Annotated in this window: 14 protein-coding genes; all 14 read left to right on the forward strand. The window is 41.3% G+C overall.

The features are described 5' to 3' along the window. The first annotated feature begins 28 nt into the window (after positions 1 to 28). The 14 genes from ACKLNX_RS13400 to fliF all read left to right on the forward strand — a co-directional run bounded on the left by ACKLNX_RS13400 (position 29) and on the right by fliF (position 18255). Entirely contained in the window at positions 29 to 295 is a 267-nt protein-coding gene (locus ACKLNX_RS13400; protein ID WP_412972740.1) for an acyl carrier protein, read from the forward strand. After that, complete coding sequence (locus tag ACKLNX_RS13405; RefSeq protein ID WP_412972741.1) at positions 279 to 1052, forward strand: SDR family NAD(P)-dependent oxidoreductase; 774 nt, start codon at positions 279 to 281, stop codon at positions 1050 to 1052. Before ACKLNX_RS13400 ends, ACKLNX_RS13405 begins: the two co-directional genes overlap by 17 nt. A gap of 5 nt (positions 1053 to 1057) precedes the next feature. Next, positions 1058 to 3670, forward strand: coding sequence for an AMP-binding protein (locus ACKLNX_RS13410; RefSeq protein ID WP_412972742.1), 2613 nt, complete (start codon positions 1058 to 1060; stop codon positions 3668 to 3670). Beyond that, positions 3657 to 4961 (forward strand): acyl-CoA reductase, encoded by a 1305-nt coding sequence (locus ACKLNX_RS13415; protein WP_412972743.1) that lies wholly within the window; start codon positions 3657 to 3659, stop codon positions 4959 to 4961. The genes ACKLNX_RS13410 and ACKLNX_RS13415 overlap by 14 nt, the downstream gene beginning before the upstream one ends. 95 nt (positions 4962 to 5056) lie before the next feature. Continuing rightward, positions 5057 to 5947: a LicD family protein gene (locus tag ACKLNX_RS13420; protein WP_412972744.1), complete on the forward strand. Its 891-nt coding sequence runs from the start codon at positions 5057 to 5059 to the stop codon at positions 5945 to 5947. 410 nt (positions 5948 to 6357) lie between these two features. Next, positions 6358 to 8328, forward strand: a complete 1971-nt coding sequence (locus ACKLNX_RS13425; RefSeq protein ID WP_412972745.1) for an alpha/beta hydrolase family protein — start codon at positions 6358 to 6360, stop codon at positions 8326 to 8328. 515 nt (positions 8329 to 8843) lie between these two features. Further along, positions 8844 to 10004 (forward strand): tetratricopeptide repeat protein, encoded by a 1161-nt coding sequence (locus tag ACKLNX_RS13430; protein WP_412972746.1) that lies wholly within the window; start codon positions 8844 to 8846, stop codon positions 10002 to 10004. Positions 10005 to 10071: 67 nt separating this feature from the next. After that, positions 10072 to 10548: a DUF5329 family protein gene (locus ACKLNX_RS13435; protein WP_412972747.1), complete on the forward strand. Its 477-nt coding sequence runs from the start codon at positions 10072 to 10074 to the stop codon at positions 10546 to 10548. Between the two features lie 283 nt (positions 10549 to 10831). Next, the gene (locus ACKLNX_RS13440) at positions 10832 to 11632 is read left to right on the forward strand and encodes a flagellin (RefSeq protein WP_411694191.1); all 801 of its coding nucleotides are present in this window, start codon (positions 10832 to 10834) and stop codon (positions 11630 to 11632) included. 168 nt (positions 11633 to 11800) lie between these two features. Then, entirely contained in the window at positions 11801 to 13234 is a 1434-nt protein-coding gene (locus ACKLNX_RS13445; RefSeq protein WP_411694190.1) for a sigma-54 dependent transcriptional regulator, read from the forward strand. A 147-nt stretch (positions 13235 to 13381) separates the two neighbouring features. After that, on the forward strand, positions 13382 to 14614 hold the full coding sequence (locus tag ACKLNX_RS13450) for a sensor histidine kinase (protein ID WP_412972748.1): 1233 nt from the start codon (positions 13382 to 13384) through the stop codon (positions 14612 to 14614). Next, positions 14611 to 16002, forward strand: a complete 1392-nt coding sequence (locus tag ACKLNX_RS13455) for a sigma-54-dependent transcriptional regulator (protein ID WP_411694188.1) — start codon at positions 14611 to 14613, stop codon at positions 16000 to 16002. Before ACKLNX_RS13450 ends, ACKLNX_RS13455 begins: the two co-directional genes overlap by 4 nt. A 220-nt stretch (positions 16003 to 16222) precedes the next feature. Continuing rightward, positions 16223 to 16549 carry a flagellar hook-basal body complex protein FliE gene (gene fliE / locus ACKLNX_RS13460; RefSeq protein ID WP_411694187.1) on the forward strand — a complete coding sequence of 109 codons (327 nt, stop codon included), beginning with the start codon at positions 16223 to 16225 and terminating at the stop codon, positions 16547 to 16549. 11 nt (positions 16550 to 16560) lie between these two features. Next, positions 16561 to 18255 carry a flagellar basal-body MS-ring/collar protein FliF gene (gene fliF, locus ACKLNX_RS13465; RefSeq protein ID WP_411694186.1) on the forward strand — a complete coding sequence of 565 codons (1695 nt, stop codon included), beginning with the start codon at positions 16561 to 16563 and terminating at the stop codon, positions 18253 to 18255. Positions 18256 to 18259: the final 4 nt, after the last annotated feature.

Below are 18259 nucleotides of genomic sequence, written 5' to 3' on the forward strand. Positions count from 1 at the left end.
TTGCCGATACAAAGGAATACGGTTTAGTTTGTCAAAAATAAGGTTGGTAGGAACATTGAATAATTCTGAAAAGCTCGTACAGTCTTTCGTTAATGCACTCAATATTGATAGTCAGCAGGTCACCGATGACCTGAGCTATAACGAAATCCCTGAATGGGATTCAACTGCACATATGATACTTATCGCCGAGTTAGAAGATCAGTTTGACGTGATGCTAGATACGGATGACATTATTGACATGAGTTCCGTTGCACAAGCAAAGAAAATTTTGAGCAAATATGACCTCAACTTCTAGTTCAGAAAGCCTAACAAAGGCGGTCTTGATTACGGGGGCTGCTGGTGGAATAGGACGTGTATTGGTATCTGAATGTATCAAACACGGCTGGCAGGTTTTCGCGAATGTGCGTAACGAAGCGAGTTGGAAAGACCTTTTGTCGGAACTCGAAGCGCATCAGCCTGATGCCGCTAAACATTGTCAGGCACTGATATATGATGTCGCAGAGCCTGAAGAGGTCAAAGCGGCCTTCAACGAAATTAGAAAGTCTGGCATGCAACTTCTAGGCTTGGTGAACAATGCAGGTGTGATGATGGATGCAGCCATCGGTATGACCAGCTTGAATGACTTTACGCAGCAGATGACAATAAACGTGAGTGCTGCTTTTCAACATCTTCAACTAGCTTCACGACTGATGACGCGCCAAAAGAGTGGCAGCATCGTTAACGTGAGTTCGATTGTAGCAATGGAAGGTTCTGCAGGGCAGGTCGCATATAGTGCAAGCAAAGCAGCTCTGTTGGGTATGACTAAGTCGGCAGCCAAAGAGCTAGCGCCCTTGGGTATATCGGTAAACGCGATTGCACCTGGCTTTATTGATACGAAACTAACGGCAGATTACCAAGATCAAAAGCGTAAGGATGTCGTGGCCAATATCGCCGTTGGCAGAGAAGGTACGCCAGCAGACGTTTCGGCATTGGTTTTGCACTTGTTAAGTCGCGAAGCTGCCTATATCACAGGGCAGACTATTAAAATTGACGGGATGATGAAGCTTAACTGACGGCAATGACTTTATTTTTTGAAGAGCTAGCGCGTTTTGGACACAATATTGCCTGCATTGAAGGCGATACAACACTAACTTATGCTCAGCTCCAAGCAAAAGTAGATGATAAAAAGCAGGAAGTGAATCGCCACCTTCTGCAGAACACAGAGAATCAACAAAATGCTCAAGGCGCAGTAGGTGATAAATACCTCATTGTTATTGTTGCTAACAATTCCATCGCCACACTGGTCAATTACTTAGCAGTATTGCAACTGAAACAAGCGATTATATTTTTAACACAGGCTGAACTTGAAACAGCGAGAGCTGAAACTTCAGCCAATGTGATTCACTCCTTCCAACCCGATATTATAATGTTCAATGATGAATTGAGCACGCCCAATCATGCCGTAAATGATGACGCTAATACTGACGCTAATACTGAAGAAAGTACCAGCATTCATCCAGACGTCGCTTTGCTGTTAAGCACTTCTGGCTCTACGGGCGAAAGCAAGCAAGTTGTTCTTTCTTATGAAAATTTGCAGGCAAACTGTCAGTCTATTTGCGCCTACTTACCAATGTTGCCGAGGGATGTGACGATTACGACATTGCCTTTTCAATACTCTTACGGCTTGTCTATTATCAACACTCACCTTGCTACTGGGGCTACGATAATATTGACTGAACTTAGTTTCATGCAGCGTGAATTCTGGGACTATTTTCAAGAGTATAAAGTGACAAGCTTTGGCGGCGTGCCGCATAGCTACGACATGTTACTCAGGCTCAAATTTACGCAAAAAGATTTGCCTCACCTTCGTTATTTCACACAAGCCGGTGGCAAGTTAGCTGCAAACAAAGTAACGCTTCTATCAGAGTATGCGACAAAACAAGATAAAGCCTTTTATGTGATGTATGGGCAAACCGAAGCAACCGCTAGAATGAGTTATGTCAGCCCTAGCACGCTCATACGAAAAGCGAATACTATTGGCAAGGCAATCCCAAACACTCAGTTAATGTTAGTTGATGAAATGGGCAATGAGATAAACCAAGCTCATCAGCAAGGTCAGCTAGTTTTCAAAGGCAAGAACGTGATGCTAGGTTACGCAAAGCAACGTTCTGAACTCGATTCATTTAATCGTGTATTGGCATTGAACACGGGTGATCTTGGTTATATGGATGAAGAAGGTGACTTTTTCATTACTGGTAGGCTGAAGCGCATCGTTAAAATATTTGGTGAGCGTGTCAGTCTTGATCAATTGGAAGACCTAGTTCAGCAACATTTGCTTGGCCTTAGAAATGGCCTTATGCCGTCAGTCGAAGCGCAAGTTGCAGCGGTAGGTGATGATAAAATCATCAATATTGCACTTAAAATGAGCGGTGGTGCCGCTAAAAGTGTTGATTTTACAGAACTTCAACAAATCTTGAAGAGGGCTATTCAAAGTGAAACAGGCATTCATCCAAGCGCGCTTAAGATTGTCAAAATTGAGGCTTTGCCCTTGCTACCAAATGGTAAAACTCACTACCGAAATCTACAAGCAATGCTGATGGGAGCGAATTTTGAAGACTACCAGCAGCAATTCGACTTATTAATGCACGCTAAACCATTCGGGCTAGATAAAGCACAAAAAGAAAAGCAACTTGTCCCTATTCTGAATACCTTACATCAAATACATTTGACTAAATGTAACGAATACCATCGAATATTCGCTCACTCTGCTGATATGTTTGCAAATATAGATTCTTTTCCATTTATTGCCGTCAGACTCTTCAAGCACTTAAAGCTGAGTAGTATTAGAGATGACGAAGTATTTCGTGTATTAAATTCATCCGGAACCACAGGGCAAAGTCCCGCTCGAATATTTTTAGATAAAGCGACTAGCGCAAGACAATCAAAGACGCTGGTGAATGTAATGCAGAGTTTTATCGGCAAACAACGCTTAGCGATGTTGGTGATAGATTCTGAAGGCGTCGCCAAAGGAACTTCAGGTTTTAGTGCTCGTACCGCGGGCATTCAAGGTATGGCGTTTTTTGGGCGCAAACCAGCCTATGCTTTGCATGAAGATATGCAGCCGAATTGGCCAGTAATAGATGCATTCTTTGAACAAAACCAGAACACACCGATACTGATTTTTGGCTTCACCTTCATGGTATGGCAACACTTTGTTCAAGCGCTAAACCAAAGCGGGCGAACATACAATGCTGACAATGCAATATTGGTGCATAGCGGTGGCTGGAAAAAGCTAGAGTCGCAGAAGGTAGATAACCCAAGTTTTAAGCGTGTTTGCAGAGAACACCTAGGCAATATAAAGATCCACAATTTTTATGGCATGGCGGAGCAAGTGGGAAGTGTGTTTGTGGAATGTGAGAGTGGTTATCTGCATGCACCAAACATGGCAGATATTGTTATTCGTAATCCATACGATTTATCAGTGCAAAAGCAGGGTGATGAGGGATTGATTCAAGTCATTTCGGTGATCCCTACAAGTTACCCTGGATTTTCAATTTTAACAGAAGATCGTGGCAGAATTTTGGGCGAAGATGATTGTTCATGTGGACGCAAAGGGAAATACTTCGAAGTTCTCGGGCGCTTACCTAAGGTTGAATTAAGAGGATGCAGTGATACTCATGAACCAAGTTAAGTATCTATCTCACTCTAACGATGAATTGCCCTTAGAATCGCTTATCGAGACTTTGCAAGGCATCAGTTTGCTACCCGTATTTTCAGCCCAAGCACGCTCATTTATCGAGCACTTATCTAAGAGCTTGTTAAAAGACGCCAGATGCAAACAATATCCTGAACTCATCGCTTTGGGTTTTTGGCTGCGAAAAGGCAATTTGAAAAAACTCACGCTGCAACAAGGCTTTGGCACTGCCTTTGATTCTGCAAGCAATGATATAGAAGCACGTTCCCGCAAGCCATTGGGCTTAGCTGTTCACTTTACGCCTGCGAATGTAGACACCATGTTTATCTACAGCTGGGTAACAGCTCTGGTTTTGGGAAATTGCAATATTGTCCGAGTGGCGAGTAAAGACAGTGAACAACAAAGTTTACTTATGGAAATTATCACTCAACTGTTTAGTGAGGCAGAGCATCAAGATATCGCGAATAGAAACTATTTTATTACTTACTCGAAAGACGGTGAAGGCACATCAATCCTTTGTGCGAACGCTGACGCAAGGTTAATTTGGGGCGGCGATACAAGTGTCGCTGCGATTTTGTCACATAGCGCACCTGAAACATGTGTCGATCTCTGTTTTGCCGATAAATTTTCGGCCACCATATTAGCTAATATGGAGGACAACATAGATGAAGTTGCGCAACTAATGTGGCGAGATACGCAACCCTATTTGCAACAAGCCTGCTCTTCTCCGCGTTTAATTTACTGCGTACTCGAGGGTAAGGCAGACAAAACTCAATTACAAAACTTACTCCTAAAGCTAAACCAGTACGCTAAAAATAATACCCAATCAGGCTGGTATAGCGTTAGTCAAGCGAATGAACATTTGGTGACAGCGCAACACATAATGGCAAGAGATGAGAGAGAAGCAAGAGAGCTATGCGATAGCCAAACTTCAGCAGAATTGTTAGTCCATGCCAGCGTTGCAGGTCTCCTAGTAGCCGACGTTCATGATGATATGCTTGAATTACACACGGGCAATGGCTTCTTTATTTGTAAGATATGTGACAGCGCAGAGATGGTGTTTGACGATATTGCCAAACTTAACAATTCAAAGTTACAAACATTAAGCTATTACAAGCTAGCACCTGATGAACTGCTAAAGCAAAAACAAGGCAAGTCGATACTAGGAATTGACCGGATAGTGCCTTTGGGTCAGGCCTTGGATTTCAGCTTTCATTGGGACGGTTATGATTTGTTGCACGAGCTATCTCGCGCTACTGCAATTGTTGAAGAAAAAAATGCGCATTAGTAACCTTGCTTGTGAACAACAAACGCATACATTATTTATTTTTAAACAGGGGCCATTTATCATGAGCTACCTTTCATCAAAAGGAGACTGCATAAATGAGAGAGCAAAATGAAGCAAAACTCAATGCTGTCATTTTCGGTGCAGGCGAGGCCGGTTGCGCGGCCTATGAATTACTCCAAGGTCAATTTCATATTCGGGCATTCGTTGATAATGATGCAGCGAAACATGGAAGCGAACTGCAAGGTATACAGATTATTGGCCCTGAAGATATCCGTTCAATTGGGGTAGATAAAATTCTCATTGCTAGCGAGTATTCTGAACAAATAGAAGCACAATTAAAGAGTATGGGGCTGGAACAAGATATTGAAGTCCTATCTTCACGCTATTTAAAAGCGATTGATTTTAGTGCACCGGAAGTGCGCGAAAAAGCAATACAAGCACTACTCGCCCTGTGTGCCATCTTAAACAAAACCAATATCCGTTATTATGTCGACGCAGGAACACTCTTGGGGATCGTGAGAGACGGTGATCTTATTCCCTGGGATGATGACCTCGACATTGCTTTGCATGCTGATGATCTTGCTGAATTAGCAGTCCAATTACCTGATGTTTTAGAGGCAATGCAAGAAGCAATAGGCGTTCAATACTCAGTTAACACCCATATGAATAACACTGCTTTCGGTGCAGTAGCGGAAGGTGCTGTCAGAAGTCTAAAGTTGCTACCTGTCGACCTTTCATCAGGCATGCCGATGATCGATGTTTTTGTTAAATACATCGATGGCGACAACATGGATTACTGTTTAGCATCTCGGGGCATTCGCATGCCAGCAATCCATTTCAGTTCACACGACGAATTACTTTTTAGGCAACAAATTATAAAGCTGCCTTATGACCACAAAGCATATTTGCAGACTCACTATGGTGACTGGCAAACGCCAAAACCTGACTGGTCATTGAGCGAACTCGATAATTCGACATTGTTTTAGCTAAGCTTGGTTATAGCGCGTTTTCTTGCGACTTTAGTTTATGTTTTTTTCAATTGTGGTAAACTGCCGTTTGATTTTTAGAGTCACCACCCAAATGATTCTAAATAAGTTGTCTGTTGTTTAAATTAAGTCCTTGGTTGGAAAAGAACTATTCCAAAGAACTATTGCAAAAGAGTGTTTACAGAAAATGTTTTCAAATGAATGTTTACACTAATCTGTTTACCTTAGCCAGTTAGCCAAGACCTGTTTAATTTATTAAAGCAATAAAGACGTCGAAAATGGAATTTCGGTTGCTAAACCACTTTTTGAACGAGTATTCACTCATTCATCTTACTTGGTATTCCTCCTAACTTTTCATTGAACAATGCATTACGCAATTTATATATTGCAGTTAAATTAAAGGAAGTTTTGTGCGTAAAATTCTGTGTATTATTTTATTCATTCTGCCATCGCTAGCTTTTGCTCAGCAGCTCCCCATTGCCAACTTCGTCAAAGAGGGCGACTATTTAGATATGACTTTGTCACCTGATGGCAAGCATATTTCTGCTCGAGTCAGGATTGATGGCAAAGTCAATCTCATATTTTTAGAAACCAGCACCATGAAACCTGTCGGTGGTGTGACTCCAAATGAAAATGATGAAATTCATTCTGCTGTTTGGATTAGTAATGAGCGTGTCGTTTATCAATTCCAAGAAAGTACCATTTACTTCGATTCTCCACGAGCAACGGGCGAGTTGTTTGCGATCAATGTCGATGGCAGCAGCAATAAGTTTCTATATGGCTATAGAGCGGAGGAAAGTACCTTAAATACTCGTTTATTAAAAAGAAAACGAACTTACGCTACGCCTGAAATTATTAGTGTGCTAGAAGATGATGATAGACACATACTTATATTGGAATACCCCTGGTCTACAGACGGTTTCACGTACTTTGATGACCGAATGAAAGACTCACAAGTCACTAAACTGAATGTTTATTCAGGTAAAAAGATTAAGGTGGAGACTTTGCCGCATGCTGGCGCCACTGCCTTCGCAACACCAAAAGGTGAAATTAAATTTATGACTTGGAAAGATGATAATGATTTCTATCATTCAGCTTCCCGAGAAAACGAAGAGAGTGAATGGAAGGAACTGCCACTTTCTGAACAAAGTAGACAAAATTTAGTGATAACTAATATCAATAAAGCAGGTGACAAAGCTTTCGCATGGGGCACCGTTGGCGATAAAGAAATTTATACTTTGTTTGAATTAGACTTGAAAACCGGAGCATACACGCAATTATTTGAGGGCATGTCTACGGATATCGAAGACATTATTCTTGACCCTGCAACTGGCGCTCCTGTTGTTGGTATCTCGCATCCGGCTCAAGCCGATTATCACTACACAAAAACACCGAGTAAAACCGCGAATCTGCATAAAGCATTGCTTAGCTCATTTGGTGGTCAAGTGACTGACTTTGCTAGCATCAGTGAAGATGGTTCGAAAATTTTAGTGCGTATCTATAGTGAAATCAATCCTGGTGAATACTACTTATTTGATGCAAATACTAAGCAGGCCAAATTTTTGTGGGCGAATCGCTCATGGTTAGATCCAAGACAAATGGCAAGTGCCACCCCGTTTAAATTTGAAACTGAAGATAATATTGAGTTGAATGGTTATGTAACAATGCCAGTCGGCTTAGCAAAAGACCAAAAAGCGCCTTTAGTTGTCATGATACACGGTGGCCCTCAAGCACGAGATTTTCTGCAATTCAATGGTGAGGTTCAGTTACTCGCAAATCGTGGCTATGCTGTTATGCAAGTAAACTTTCGAGGCAGTGATGGTTATGGCGCCGCATTCAGGCGTGCCGGCTATTTAGAGTGGGGTGGTAAAATGATAAAAGATATCATTGATGCAACTCATCACGTCACAGCTAACTTCAATGTCGATAGCGAGAGAATGTGTACCTATGGCGCTAGTTATGGTGGATATGCTGCTCTGATGGCTACTGTTCGTGCTCCTGATTTATACAAATGCACCATTGGTTATGTCGGTATTTATGACCTTAATTACGCATATACTGAAAGTTACACAACTCGATTACTTGGTGGTCAAGCTTACCTTGAGAGAGTGCTGGGAACAGATACTGATATCTTGAATGAGTTTTCACCGGTCAATCATGCAGATAAAATTAAAGCGAAAGTAATGCTTATCCATGGTGAAAAGGACGCTAGAGTACCAGTAATCAACGCTGAAAAAATGCTCGAAAAACTCGAAGAAGCCGGACACAAGGTGCCTTATTTGAACTTTAGTAAGAGTGGCCATGGTGTTAGAGATCCTGAGGGGCGCCTAGAGCTTTATGCTGCATTATTGAAGCATTTAGAAGAGAATATAGGCGAGTAATTACTAATTTAAAACAAGTAGTTTTAGCAAAAAGCTAAAAGCTAAAAGCTAAAAGCTAAAAGCAGAGTGCTTTCGATACAAGCTTTCAAAAAATAGCGTCGACAAATAGCTATCGATAAAAAAGCTTTCGATAAAAAAGCTTTCGGCGAATGCTTGTAACTTAGCAGATATTGGCATCGTAGAGGCGCAATTGCATTTAAAGATTGCCCTCTACTTTGTGCCATTTGCGTGATACAAAACCGCTTGATTCACTCCAAGTCATTACTCTTACAATATGCTTGATATGCATCCGCTTGATTCACGCCAACTGATTATTCATACACCTGGCTTAATACGCATTCGCTTGATTCATGCCAAGTGATTAACCCCACTTGATTCTTCTTACTACCTACTTGATTCAAGGCGTGATAGTAAGACGCTGATTGGTTTATTACCATGTTAAACTTCTTTACACGGGTCATCATCTTCCATACTCTTGAGTCATAAGAAATCATGAAAACCACAGAGGCTTAGCTATGAGAATAAGCATCATACTTGCAGTGTCATTTTTAACTAGCGCTTGTGTAAGCAATGATTTTCATCACGCGATTGAACGAGAAATTCAAGGTGAGATTACGAAAATACCAACACCACCTCTCATTGAAAAAGACATATTCAAACCGATAGGTTTACCGAAAAGTGATATCTTTTCTTTAGAGCCTGAGCAGCGAGAGCAATTTTTAGCGTATTACAATAATATTGAAAACAGCGATGTTAGACCTCACAAGCGCGTTGCAAATTTTATTGAAGAATTTAGCCATGGTTTTAGTTATCTAGGAGATACGGTTAATGCAGTTACTGCATTTTCAGATAAGAACGGAAACTGTCTTTCTTTAGCTATTCTATCCACGGCATTCGCGAAAGAAGCAGGCTTAGGATATCAGTACAACAAAGTGCACAGCGCCCCTATCTATCAAGAGTACGGTAATGTTCAATTAGTTTCGACCCACGTCAATCTAACTATTTTTGCGCAAACCGAAACGGTGGGTGATTACGTGCTCGGCGGGGCGATAACCATCGATTATTTTCGAACAAAAGATTCTTATATTTCAGACGAAGTAACTCCAGACGAGTTACAGGTGATGTATTGGAATAATCTTGCTAGTGAAGCGATAATCGCTGACGACCTAGATTTGGCCTTTGTGTATACGATAGAAGCAAATAATATAAACCCTCTATACCCAGAGACACTCAATTTACTCGCTATTTTATACAAACGAAAAGAGCGTGTGGATTTAGCCTACCAAGTTTATGACTTCATGGATAAAAATAGCATAGTGTCGTTTTCTGCAATGGATAATTTTGCCAAGCTTCTTTTTGAAACCGGTGATTTTAAACGTGCAGCTGAATTGCGCAGTAAAATTCAGCATATCATTGATGACAATCCCTACACTTGGTTAGCACGTGGCATACAGCACTTTGAAAATGGCGAATACAATATGGCAGAACGCTTTCTGCTTCGCAGTAGCACATATGGTCCATACTTGCATGAGCCTTTATATAATCTAGCGAGATTATATGTAAAACAAAATCGCTTCAAAAAAGCGCGAACAGCTCTGATAAAAGCGAAAGAGTTAGCGCACATGCCGGATGATGAAAAACGCTATCAAGCCAAATTATTCAGTCTTAATCAATAGGTTTTTGAGCATGATGCTGATGCAATTAGTGTGAACCAACGTGATAGATTTGAGGGAAGGAAACGAAGTGTCAGGTTTTACAGTTTTTAAAAGATTCAATTTTACTAAGGGTTTTGCTCATCCATCAAGAGCTAAGTTCCCAAGACTGCTAGTGCTATTTTGCTTCATTGCAACGCAAATATTATTCTCAGTACATGCTCAGAATCTCGATCGTCCGTTAGAAGGCAATGATCAAGCTCTTCATAACAAAGTTAGCATGCAAAGCGAAATTGCTCATTTGTTGAATTTTGTGAAGAATACAAAGTGTGAATATGAGCGGAACGGCAAAAAGCATAATGGCAAGGACGCGGCTAAACACATCAAGAAAAAATACGATTATTACCAAGATGATATAGACTCAACAGAGAAGTTTATTGAATTATCGGCAAGTAAAAGTTCGATGTCGGGCAAAGCTTACAAAATTTACTGCCCAGATAAACCGGTGCTTAATAGTCAAGAATGGTTAATAAGTGAATTGGCAAACTTTCGTGAAAAACACGGTTAAACGCGCATTGATAAGTCGTAATGCTGACTAAATCAAACATAGATGTAATATTCCAAGTCAAAAACAGCAAAACAACTTAAATTAATTAAATTTTAAAGTTAATTTAAACAATGGCTTAGACTTGCTTTCTGTTTTATCCAAAAATAAATTAAAAAAAAGCTAAAGATTGCTAATGAGTGGCCGATAACCTGATGTGGAGTGCTGTATTTTAGTTTTGTAGCCTGTTTTTAAAGGCAATTCTCACAAAACCAAGTACACTTAATGAGCACCAGAGGAGGTAGTGATGATTAAATTTGAAAGCGGTAATACGGGCAATTTACTGCAACAAATTCAACAAAAACAATCGAGTTTGTTGGAAAAGTTAGCTTCAGGTAAAGAAGTCAATAGTGCTGCCGATGGCCCTGCGGCTCAGTTAATTATTGATCGATTAACATCGCAAACTGAAGGTAGTCGACAAGCAATCTCAAATGCTTACGATGGCATTTCTTTAGCTCAAGTCGCAGAATCCGGTTTGGCTAATATTACTGATGACGCCAATCGTATTAGAGAACTCACGGTGCAAGCCGGTAATGGTTCACTTAATGACGCAGACCGTCAGGCATTACAAAGCGAGATTAGTGCCTTACAAGAGAATATTAGTCTTACGGTTGAACAAACTAACTTTGCGGGCAAGCCATTACTTTCTGGCGGGCAGGATATCAGCTTTCTGGTAGGTAGTTCATCGGGCAGTAATATTGATGTTGAAAATAATAATGTCACGGACTCGATTAGCGATTTATTAAGCATTGATATTACGAATGAAGAATCAAGAGAAGCAGCGCTAGAAATAGCGGATACGTCGCTTGAAACGATTGGTGGATACCGCGGCGATTTAGGGGCGGTTCAAAATCAATTTGCTTCAGCGGCACGCGTATTGTCTGAATCTGATATCAATACACAATCGGCCAGAAGCCGAATTCAGGATCTTGATTTTGCTCAGGCGACTAGCGAGTTGGCAGCATCTCAAGTGCAAGGTCAAGCATCATTAACATTGCAAGCCCAAGCGAATCAGCAACAAGGACAAGTTCTAGCATTGCTCGGATAAGTCGGTTTTAGTCATTTGACTATTGTTCTGTCACAAAAAAGCGGCTAAGCCGCTTTTTTTAATGGCTTTCCTTTAGTTATCAGATACCATGTATAAAAAATAGTAGAAATTTATTATCATTCTACAGTTTAATGTACCTATTAAGAAAGAGACTCAACTGAGGTAGCGATGAAGGAAATTCTGATTATCAGCGACAATGAAGTTCGTAAAAATAATCTGAATGTAATACTGACTTTTATGGGTGAGGCTTGTAGCCATTGCGATTATAGTCACTGCATTAAGACTATTGAATTAAAAAACGACTTGGTGGCGATCCTTATCGACGGCGAAATTCCTGAGTTGGCTGAAGACGTTATTGAAAAATTTCCTTCCATTCCATTTGTTAACATTGGCTTTCAATTAAGCAGTGAGCACAACTACAAGAATATGATGGGCTCATTATTCGAACCCATAACTCAGCCAGCGATGACTGACTTGCTCAATAAGTGTCAAGATTTTCAACGCTTAAATACTCCTTCACTCAGTGCGAATTCAGGTAAGACCCGTTTATTCCGAAGCCTAGTTGGTAATAGTAACGGAATCAAAGAGGTGCGCTCTTTGATTGAACAAGTTGCACCAACTGAAGCGAATGTGCTTATTTTAGGTGAGTCAGGCACGGGTAAAGAAGTTATCGCACGTAATATCCATTACATGTCTAAAAGACAAAAGGGTCCATTCATCCCAGTGAACTGTGGTGCCATTCCCGGGGAATTATTAGAAAGTGAGTTGTTCGGACATGAGAAGGGCGCTTTTACAGGGGCTATTGGCTCACGTAAAGGCAGATTCGAACTGGCCGAAGGCGGTACGCTGTTTTTAGATGAAATCGGCGATATGCCGCTACAAATGCAAGTGAAGTTGCTACGAGTTCTACAAGAACGGATTTTTGAAAGAGTCGGCGGCACGAAAACGCTTAATTGTGACGTGCGAATTGTCGCAGCAACTCATAGAAATTTAGAAGATATGATAGGCGAAGGGCAGTTTAGAGAAGACCTTTACTATCGTATCAACGTCTTCCCGATTGAAAGCCCAGCTTTGCGCGAACGTGCTGCAGATATCCCACTGTTGCTACAAGAACTCGCTCATCGATTAGAAAATAATAATGAAGATATTGTTAAATTTAACGATGATGCCATGCGCTCTTTAATGTCGCATGCCTGGCCTGGTAATGTTCGAGAGTTATCAAACTTGGTTGAACGATTGGCTATTCTTTATCCCAAAAAATTAGTTGGGCTAAATGAGCTACCGGTTAAATATCAATATGGCGATACACCTGCGCCAGTGAGTTCACTTTCTGAAGAGCAACAGGAACGTGAAGCCCTCAACGAATTGTTTATCACTCAAGTTGAAGATGCCGCTGAAACAACTCAGGTAGGTGTATTAAGCACTGCTTTGCCGTCCGATGGCGTTAACTTGAAAGAATATTTATCTGACCTCGAAATTAACCTTATTTCACAAGCCTTAGATCAGCAAGATTGGGTGGTTGCAAGGGCCGCCGATCAGCTAGGAATGCGCAGAACAACCTTGGTTGAAAAAATGCGTAAATATGAAATAAGCCGTCAATAAGTCTACGGAGTTGAGCGCCTAAGTCATTTTATTGACAGTGATCTAGGTGCTTTAAATATCTAAAAAGTCATAAAAATCATATAGATATTTTTGGCATGGCTCATGCATTACCTCAGTACACCCAGTAGTTGAGGTAGTCAGAGGATTATGTCGCAATTAAACAACAACTTTTTCGTTATTGAGTCACAAAACCAGTTTTCATTTGGTTCACAACATAATGCTGTTTATCAAGCTAACAGTCTGGAAAAACCAGTTTCTGTTATACAGCTTGGCAACGCAGCCTTTGCACAACCAAAGTTGGTCGAAGCTGAGGACTCGGTTGAAGAGCTTCATAACAAAGCCGAAAGACTCAATCACTTACTTGAAGTTATGCCCGCTGGCGTGATTGTGCTTGACCAAAAAGGTCGTATTAAACAGGCCAATCAACAAGCCGTTGAACTTCTTGGGGAACCATTAGAGAAAGAATTATGGCGTGAAATTATATTGCGCTCATTCAAACCTCAAGCCGATGACGGGCATGAAGTTTCCTTACGCGATGGTCGCAAAGTTAAAATTTCTATTTCGCCTTTAGTGGAAGAGAAAGGTCAACTCATAGTTCTCACTGACTTAACAGAAACGCGCGAGCTACAAAGCAGAATAAGTCATCTGCAGCGTTTATCCTCGCTAGGTAAAATGGTTGCATCACTAGCTCATCAAGTAAGAACACCGCTTTCTTCAGCAATGCTCTACGCGGCAAACTTGCGCTCATTGAATTTAAAAAATGAAACGGCAGACCGCTTCACTACGAATCTTCAAAATCGACTTAAAGACTTGGAAAGCCAAGTGAATGATATGTTGTTGTTTGCAAAAAGCGGTGAGCAACAAATTGTTGCGCCACTTACGGTGTCCCAAGTTCTTAATAGCAGTACAGAAGCTGTTGATGCTCTGCTTGAGACAAAATCAATTACATTAAAACGCGGCATAATGTCATCACAGCATCAATTAATGGGAAATGAAACGGCATTAACGGGGGCTATCAGTAACCTTTTGCATAATGCTATCGAAGTTTCAAACGAAGGCGACGTCATAGAGTTATCCACCGATATGATTGAACACAATGGTGTGTCCTTTATTAGCATACAAATTAAAGATAGGGGTTGTGGTTTAACAGAAGAGCAAATAGACAACATGTTTGAACCTTTCTTTACCACAAAAACTCAAGGTACCGGTTTAGGCTTAGCGGTAGTTAAGTCAGTAGCCAAGTCTCATCAAGGTTTCGTTAAAGCAACGAACAACACTGATGGTGCAGGCGCTTGCTTCACTTTGCTGCTGCCAAGCACTGAAACTAAAAACAATTTTCAAACATACTCAAAAGATGTAGACCAAGGGGTAGCAATATGAGTAAAACCAAAATACTAATAGTTGAAGACGATCATGGGCTAAGAGAAGCTTTAGTCGACACCCTACTATTGGGTGGTTATCAAGTCACTCCAGTCGATAGTGCGGAAAATGCCATGCTGAAACTCGCTGACAACAATCAATTCGATTTAGTAGTCAGTGATATTCAAATGGGCGCAATGAGCGGGCTTTCGCTTTTGAAAAGTATAAAAGCTAAATATCCTAAGTTACCCGTATTGCTTATGACAGCATTTGCCAATATTGATGACGCCATACAAGCCATGCGAGATGGGGCAACGGACTATTTATCTAAGCCTTTCGCTCCTGAAGTTTTATTAAACTTAGTAGGGCGCTACGCACCTGCACAAAAAGTAGAGTCTAAAACGCCTATTGTGGCTGATCCTTCAAGTATTCGAATGCTGGAGCTTGCTAGAAAGGTCGCTAAATCAGAAGCAACGGTTATGGTCCTAGGACCAAGTGGTTCGGGTAAGGAAGTATTGTCGCGCTATATCCACGATCAAAGTTCACGCAGTCAATCTACGTTTGTCGCGATCAATTGCGCAGCAATACCAGAGAATATGTTAGAAGCGACACTTTTCGGATATGAGAAAGGTGCTTTTACTGGTGCTGTTCAAGCATGCCCGGGTAAGTTTGAACAAGCTCAAGGCGGCACTTTGTTGCTTGATGAAATCACCGAAATGGATTTAGCGCTACAAGCTAAATTGCTCCGTGTTTTACAAGAGCGTGAAGTAGAAAGGTTAGGTGGCCGCAAAACTATTTCTTTAAATGTAAGAGTCATCGCGACTAGCAACAGAGATCTAAAGTTGGCTGTTGATGAGGGTAAATTCCGCGAAGATTTATATTACAGATTGAATGTTTTTCCAATTACCTGGCAATCACTCTCGCAGCGAATTGGCGACATTATTCCTTTGGCTAAACACATGGTTCAGCGTCATGCGACGGCACAGGGTATTTCTGTTCCCAATATTACGATGGCTGCTCAGCACAAGCTAATGCAACACACATGGCCTGGGAATGTGAGAGAGCTTGAAAACGTTATTCAACGCGCTTTGATTTTAAGTGATAACGGTGAAATTGATAACGACGACTTGATGATTGAAGCGGCGCATAATGTGGAAAGAACAACGTCGACAATGTTTGCAACTTCATCCCCTGATATGTCAAATGATACTCGAGAAACAGAAGAAAGTGTCGATAACAATTTATTAGGATCGGAACTTCGATTCCAAGAACATCAGATTATTTTGGATGCCCTACAAGCCTATAATGGCAAGCGAAAAGATGTTGCTGAAAAACTTGGAATAAGCCCAAGAACCTTGCGGTACAAACTTGCCCGCATGCGTGAATCGGGAATTGAAGTACCTAACTAAACCGGTTTCCCAATATGCTTATTTGTAAGCAGTCCTGACAGGATGTCAATCCCTACTTGCCGCTAACCTTTAGCGGCATTTTTTTGTCACCTCAAAAGTTACATTTCTCCTTCCTACTTAACTTGTTGAATTTATTGGTTTAAATAAATTGGCACTGTAATTGCAAAATCAAATGCAATCGTCGCAATATATACAAATTAATGACACTAGGGGTTGTGTGATGGATATCAAAGCAAATTCTATCTACCAAGAAATGCAGGCTATGGTTGGTGACATCAAGCCAATCAAAATGGATGTACCTTCTGTGCAAGGTAATTCATCGGCTAGCCAATTTTCCGACATGCTCAGTCAAGCTGTTAACAACGTTAATGGTATGCAAAGAGAATCACGCGAAATGCAAGTGTCTTTCGATATGGGTGACCCGAATTTGAGCTTAGCAGATGTAATGATTACTAAAGAAAAGGCGAGTATTGCTTTTGAAGCAACTGTCCAAGTGCGCAACAAAGTACTTGAAGCCTACAAAACTATTATGAACATGCCGGTTTAAGGAAATAAGTCGTGGCTGAAGCAGCAAGTACAGAATTAACACTTTCAGATAACCTAGATGGCAATGACGATATGGTTGAGAGTAAACCACGTCTCATGGACCAGTTAGGCACTACTGAGATGGTTCGTCAAATTACCTTGGTGGTTACCTTGGTTATTTGTATCGTCATCGCCATTTTCGTTTTTCTTTGGTCTAAAGAACCGACATATCGCCCTTTGGCTCAAATGCCGACTCAAGAACTTATTGAAACCTTAGACTATCTCGATCAGAGCGAAATACACTACAAACTGGAAGGCAATACTGTTTACGTAGAAGAAGCCCAGTTTAATGATGCAAAATTTGGAATGGCTCGTCAGGGAATTAATAATGAGGCCTCTCAGGGCACCGACATTATCATGACTGACATGGGCTTTGGTGTTAGCCAACGTGTTGAAATGGAGCGCTTAAAACATGCTCGTGAGCAACAAATTGCACGCACAATTGAAGATATGAACGCAATAGGTAAAGCGCGTGTGCTTCTCGCTTTACCTAAAGAAAATGTATTCGCACGTCGAGAGAAGAAAGCGAGCGCTACAGTGGTTGTGACAGCGCGTCGAGGTAATGTCGTTTCACGCGAAGAAGTTGACTCTATCGTTGATATCGTAGCTTCTGCTGTTCAAGGTATGGAGCCAAGCAGAGTAACCGTCACAGACAATAATGGTCGACTACTCAACTCAGGCTCACAAGACGCAGGCGCATCAGCTGCTCGAAAAGAATATGAATTAGAGAAAAAGCGTGAGTTGGAATACATGGAGAAGATTGACTCTATCTTAATTCCAGTTTTAGGCTTAGGCAACTACACGGCGCAAACCGACGTCACCATGGACTTCACAGCAGTTGAGCAAACACAACGTCGCTTTAATCCCGACCTTCCTGCTGTTAGAAGCGAGATGATATCTGAACAGAATAATGTAGGGAATGTTATTGCTGGTATTCCGGGTGCTTTGTCAAATCAGCCTCCACTTGATTCCGATATTCCTGAAAATGCAACGGGAGGTGGCAACGGTTCACCATTGCCAGGCAGCAATAGTAAAGAACAAACACGTAACTATGAATTAGATACAACGATAAGTCATACCAAGCAGCAAACCGGTGTTATTCGTCGCCTAAGTGTTTCCGTTGCAGTGGACCATGTTTCCTCTACAGCAGCCGATGGCACGGTGACTAGCGTCCCTATGAGTCAGGAGCAATTACTAAATATTCGTCGCTTGTTGCAAGGCGGTATCGGTTTTGACGTAACTCGAGGTGACTCCCTTGAAGTGGTTAGCATTCCATTCAACAGAATAGAGTTGGGTGAAGCAGCTGATAAACCTTTGTGGGAACATGAGCGATTTATGCCTACACTTAAGCTAGTATTAGGTGCATTGGTCATTATCATTTTGATTTTCTTTGTGGTTCGCCCAATGCTCACTAAGCTTATCTTCCCAGAGAACAATATTGTGGATGATGAGTTCGACGAGTCCGATTTAGACTTAGGTGAAGATCCACTTGCGATGCTGAATGATGAATTTGATGAAACTCAAATTGGTTTCGCCGCAGACGGTTCTTTAAAACTACCTAATCTGCGTAAAGACGAAGATGTGTTAAAAGCCGTACGTGCTCTTGTAGCCAACGAGCCTGAGTTATCAGCGCAAGTTGTTCGCGGTTGGTTACTACAAGACGAATAAGGAG

Source organism: Glaciecola sp. MF2-115 (genome assembly GCF_047250385.1).
Taxonomy (GTDB): Bacteria; Pseudomonadota; Gammaproteobacteria; order Enterobacterales; family Alteromonadaceae; genus Glaciecola.

What these genes read in the sequence shown, in the direction of transcription:
- ACKLNX_RS13405 (WP_412972741.1), top strand. Translation starts at nt 279, where the DNA reads ATGACCTCAACTTCTAGTTCAGAAAGCCTAACAAAGGCGGTCTTGATT.
- ACKLNX_RS13410 (WP_412972742.1), top strand. Translation starts at nt 1,058, where the DNA reads ATGACTTTATTTTTTGAAGAGCTAGCGCGTTTTGGACACAATATTGCC.
- ACKLNX_RS13415 (WP_412972743.1), top strand. Translation starts at nt 3,657, where the DNA reads ATGAACCAAGTTAAGTATCTATCTCACTCTAACGATGAATTGCCCTTA.
- ACKLNX_RS13420 (WP_412972744.1), top strand. Translation starts at nt 5,057, where the DNA reads ATGAGAGAGCAAAATGAAGCAAAACTCAATGCTGTCATTTTCGGTGCA.
- ACKLNX_RS13430 (WP_412972746.1), top strand. Translation starts at nt 8,844, where the DNA reads ATGAGAATAAGCATCATACTTGCAGTGTCATTTTTAACTAGCGCTTGT.
- ACKLNX_RS13440 (WP_411694191.1), top strand. Translation starts at nt 10,832, where the DNA reads ATGATTAAATTTGAAAGCGGTAATACGGGCAATTTACTGCAACAAATT.
- ACKLNX_RS13445 (WP_411694190.1), top strand. Translation starts at nt 11,801, where the DNA reads ATGAAGGAAATTCTGATTATCAGCGACAATGAAGTTCGTAAAAATAAT.
- ACKLNX_RS13450 (WP_412972748.1), top strand. Translation starts at nt 13,382, where the DNA reads ATGTCGCAATTAAACAACAACTTTTTCGTTATTGAGTCACAAAACCAG.
- ACKLNX_RS13455 (WP_411694188.1), top strand. Translation starts at nt 14,611, where the DNA reads ATGAGTAAAACCAAAATACTAATAGTTGAAGACGATCATGGGCTAAGA.
- fliE (WP_411694187.1), top strand. Translation starts at nt 16,223, where the DNA reads ATGGATATCAAAGCAAATTCTATCTACCAAGAAATGCAGGCTATGGTT.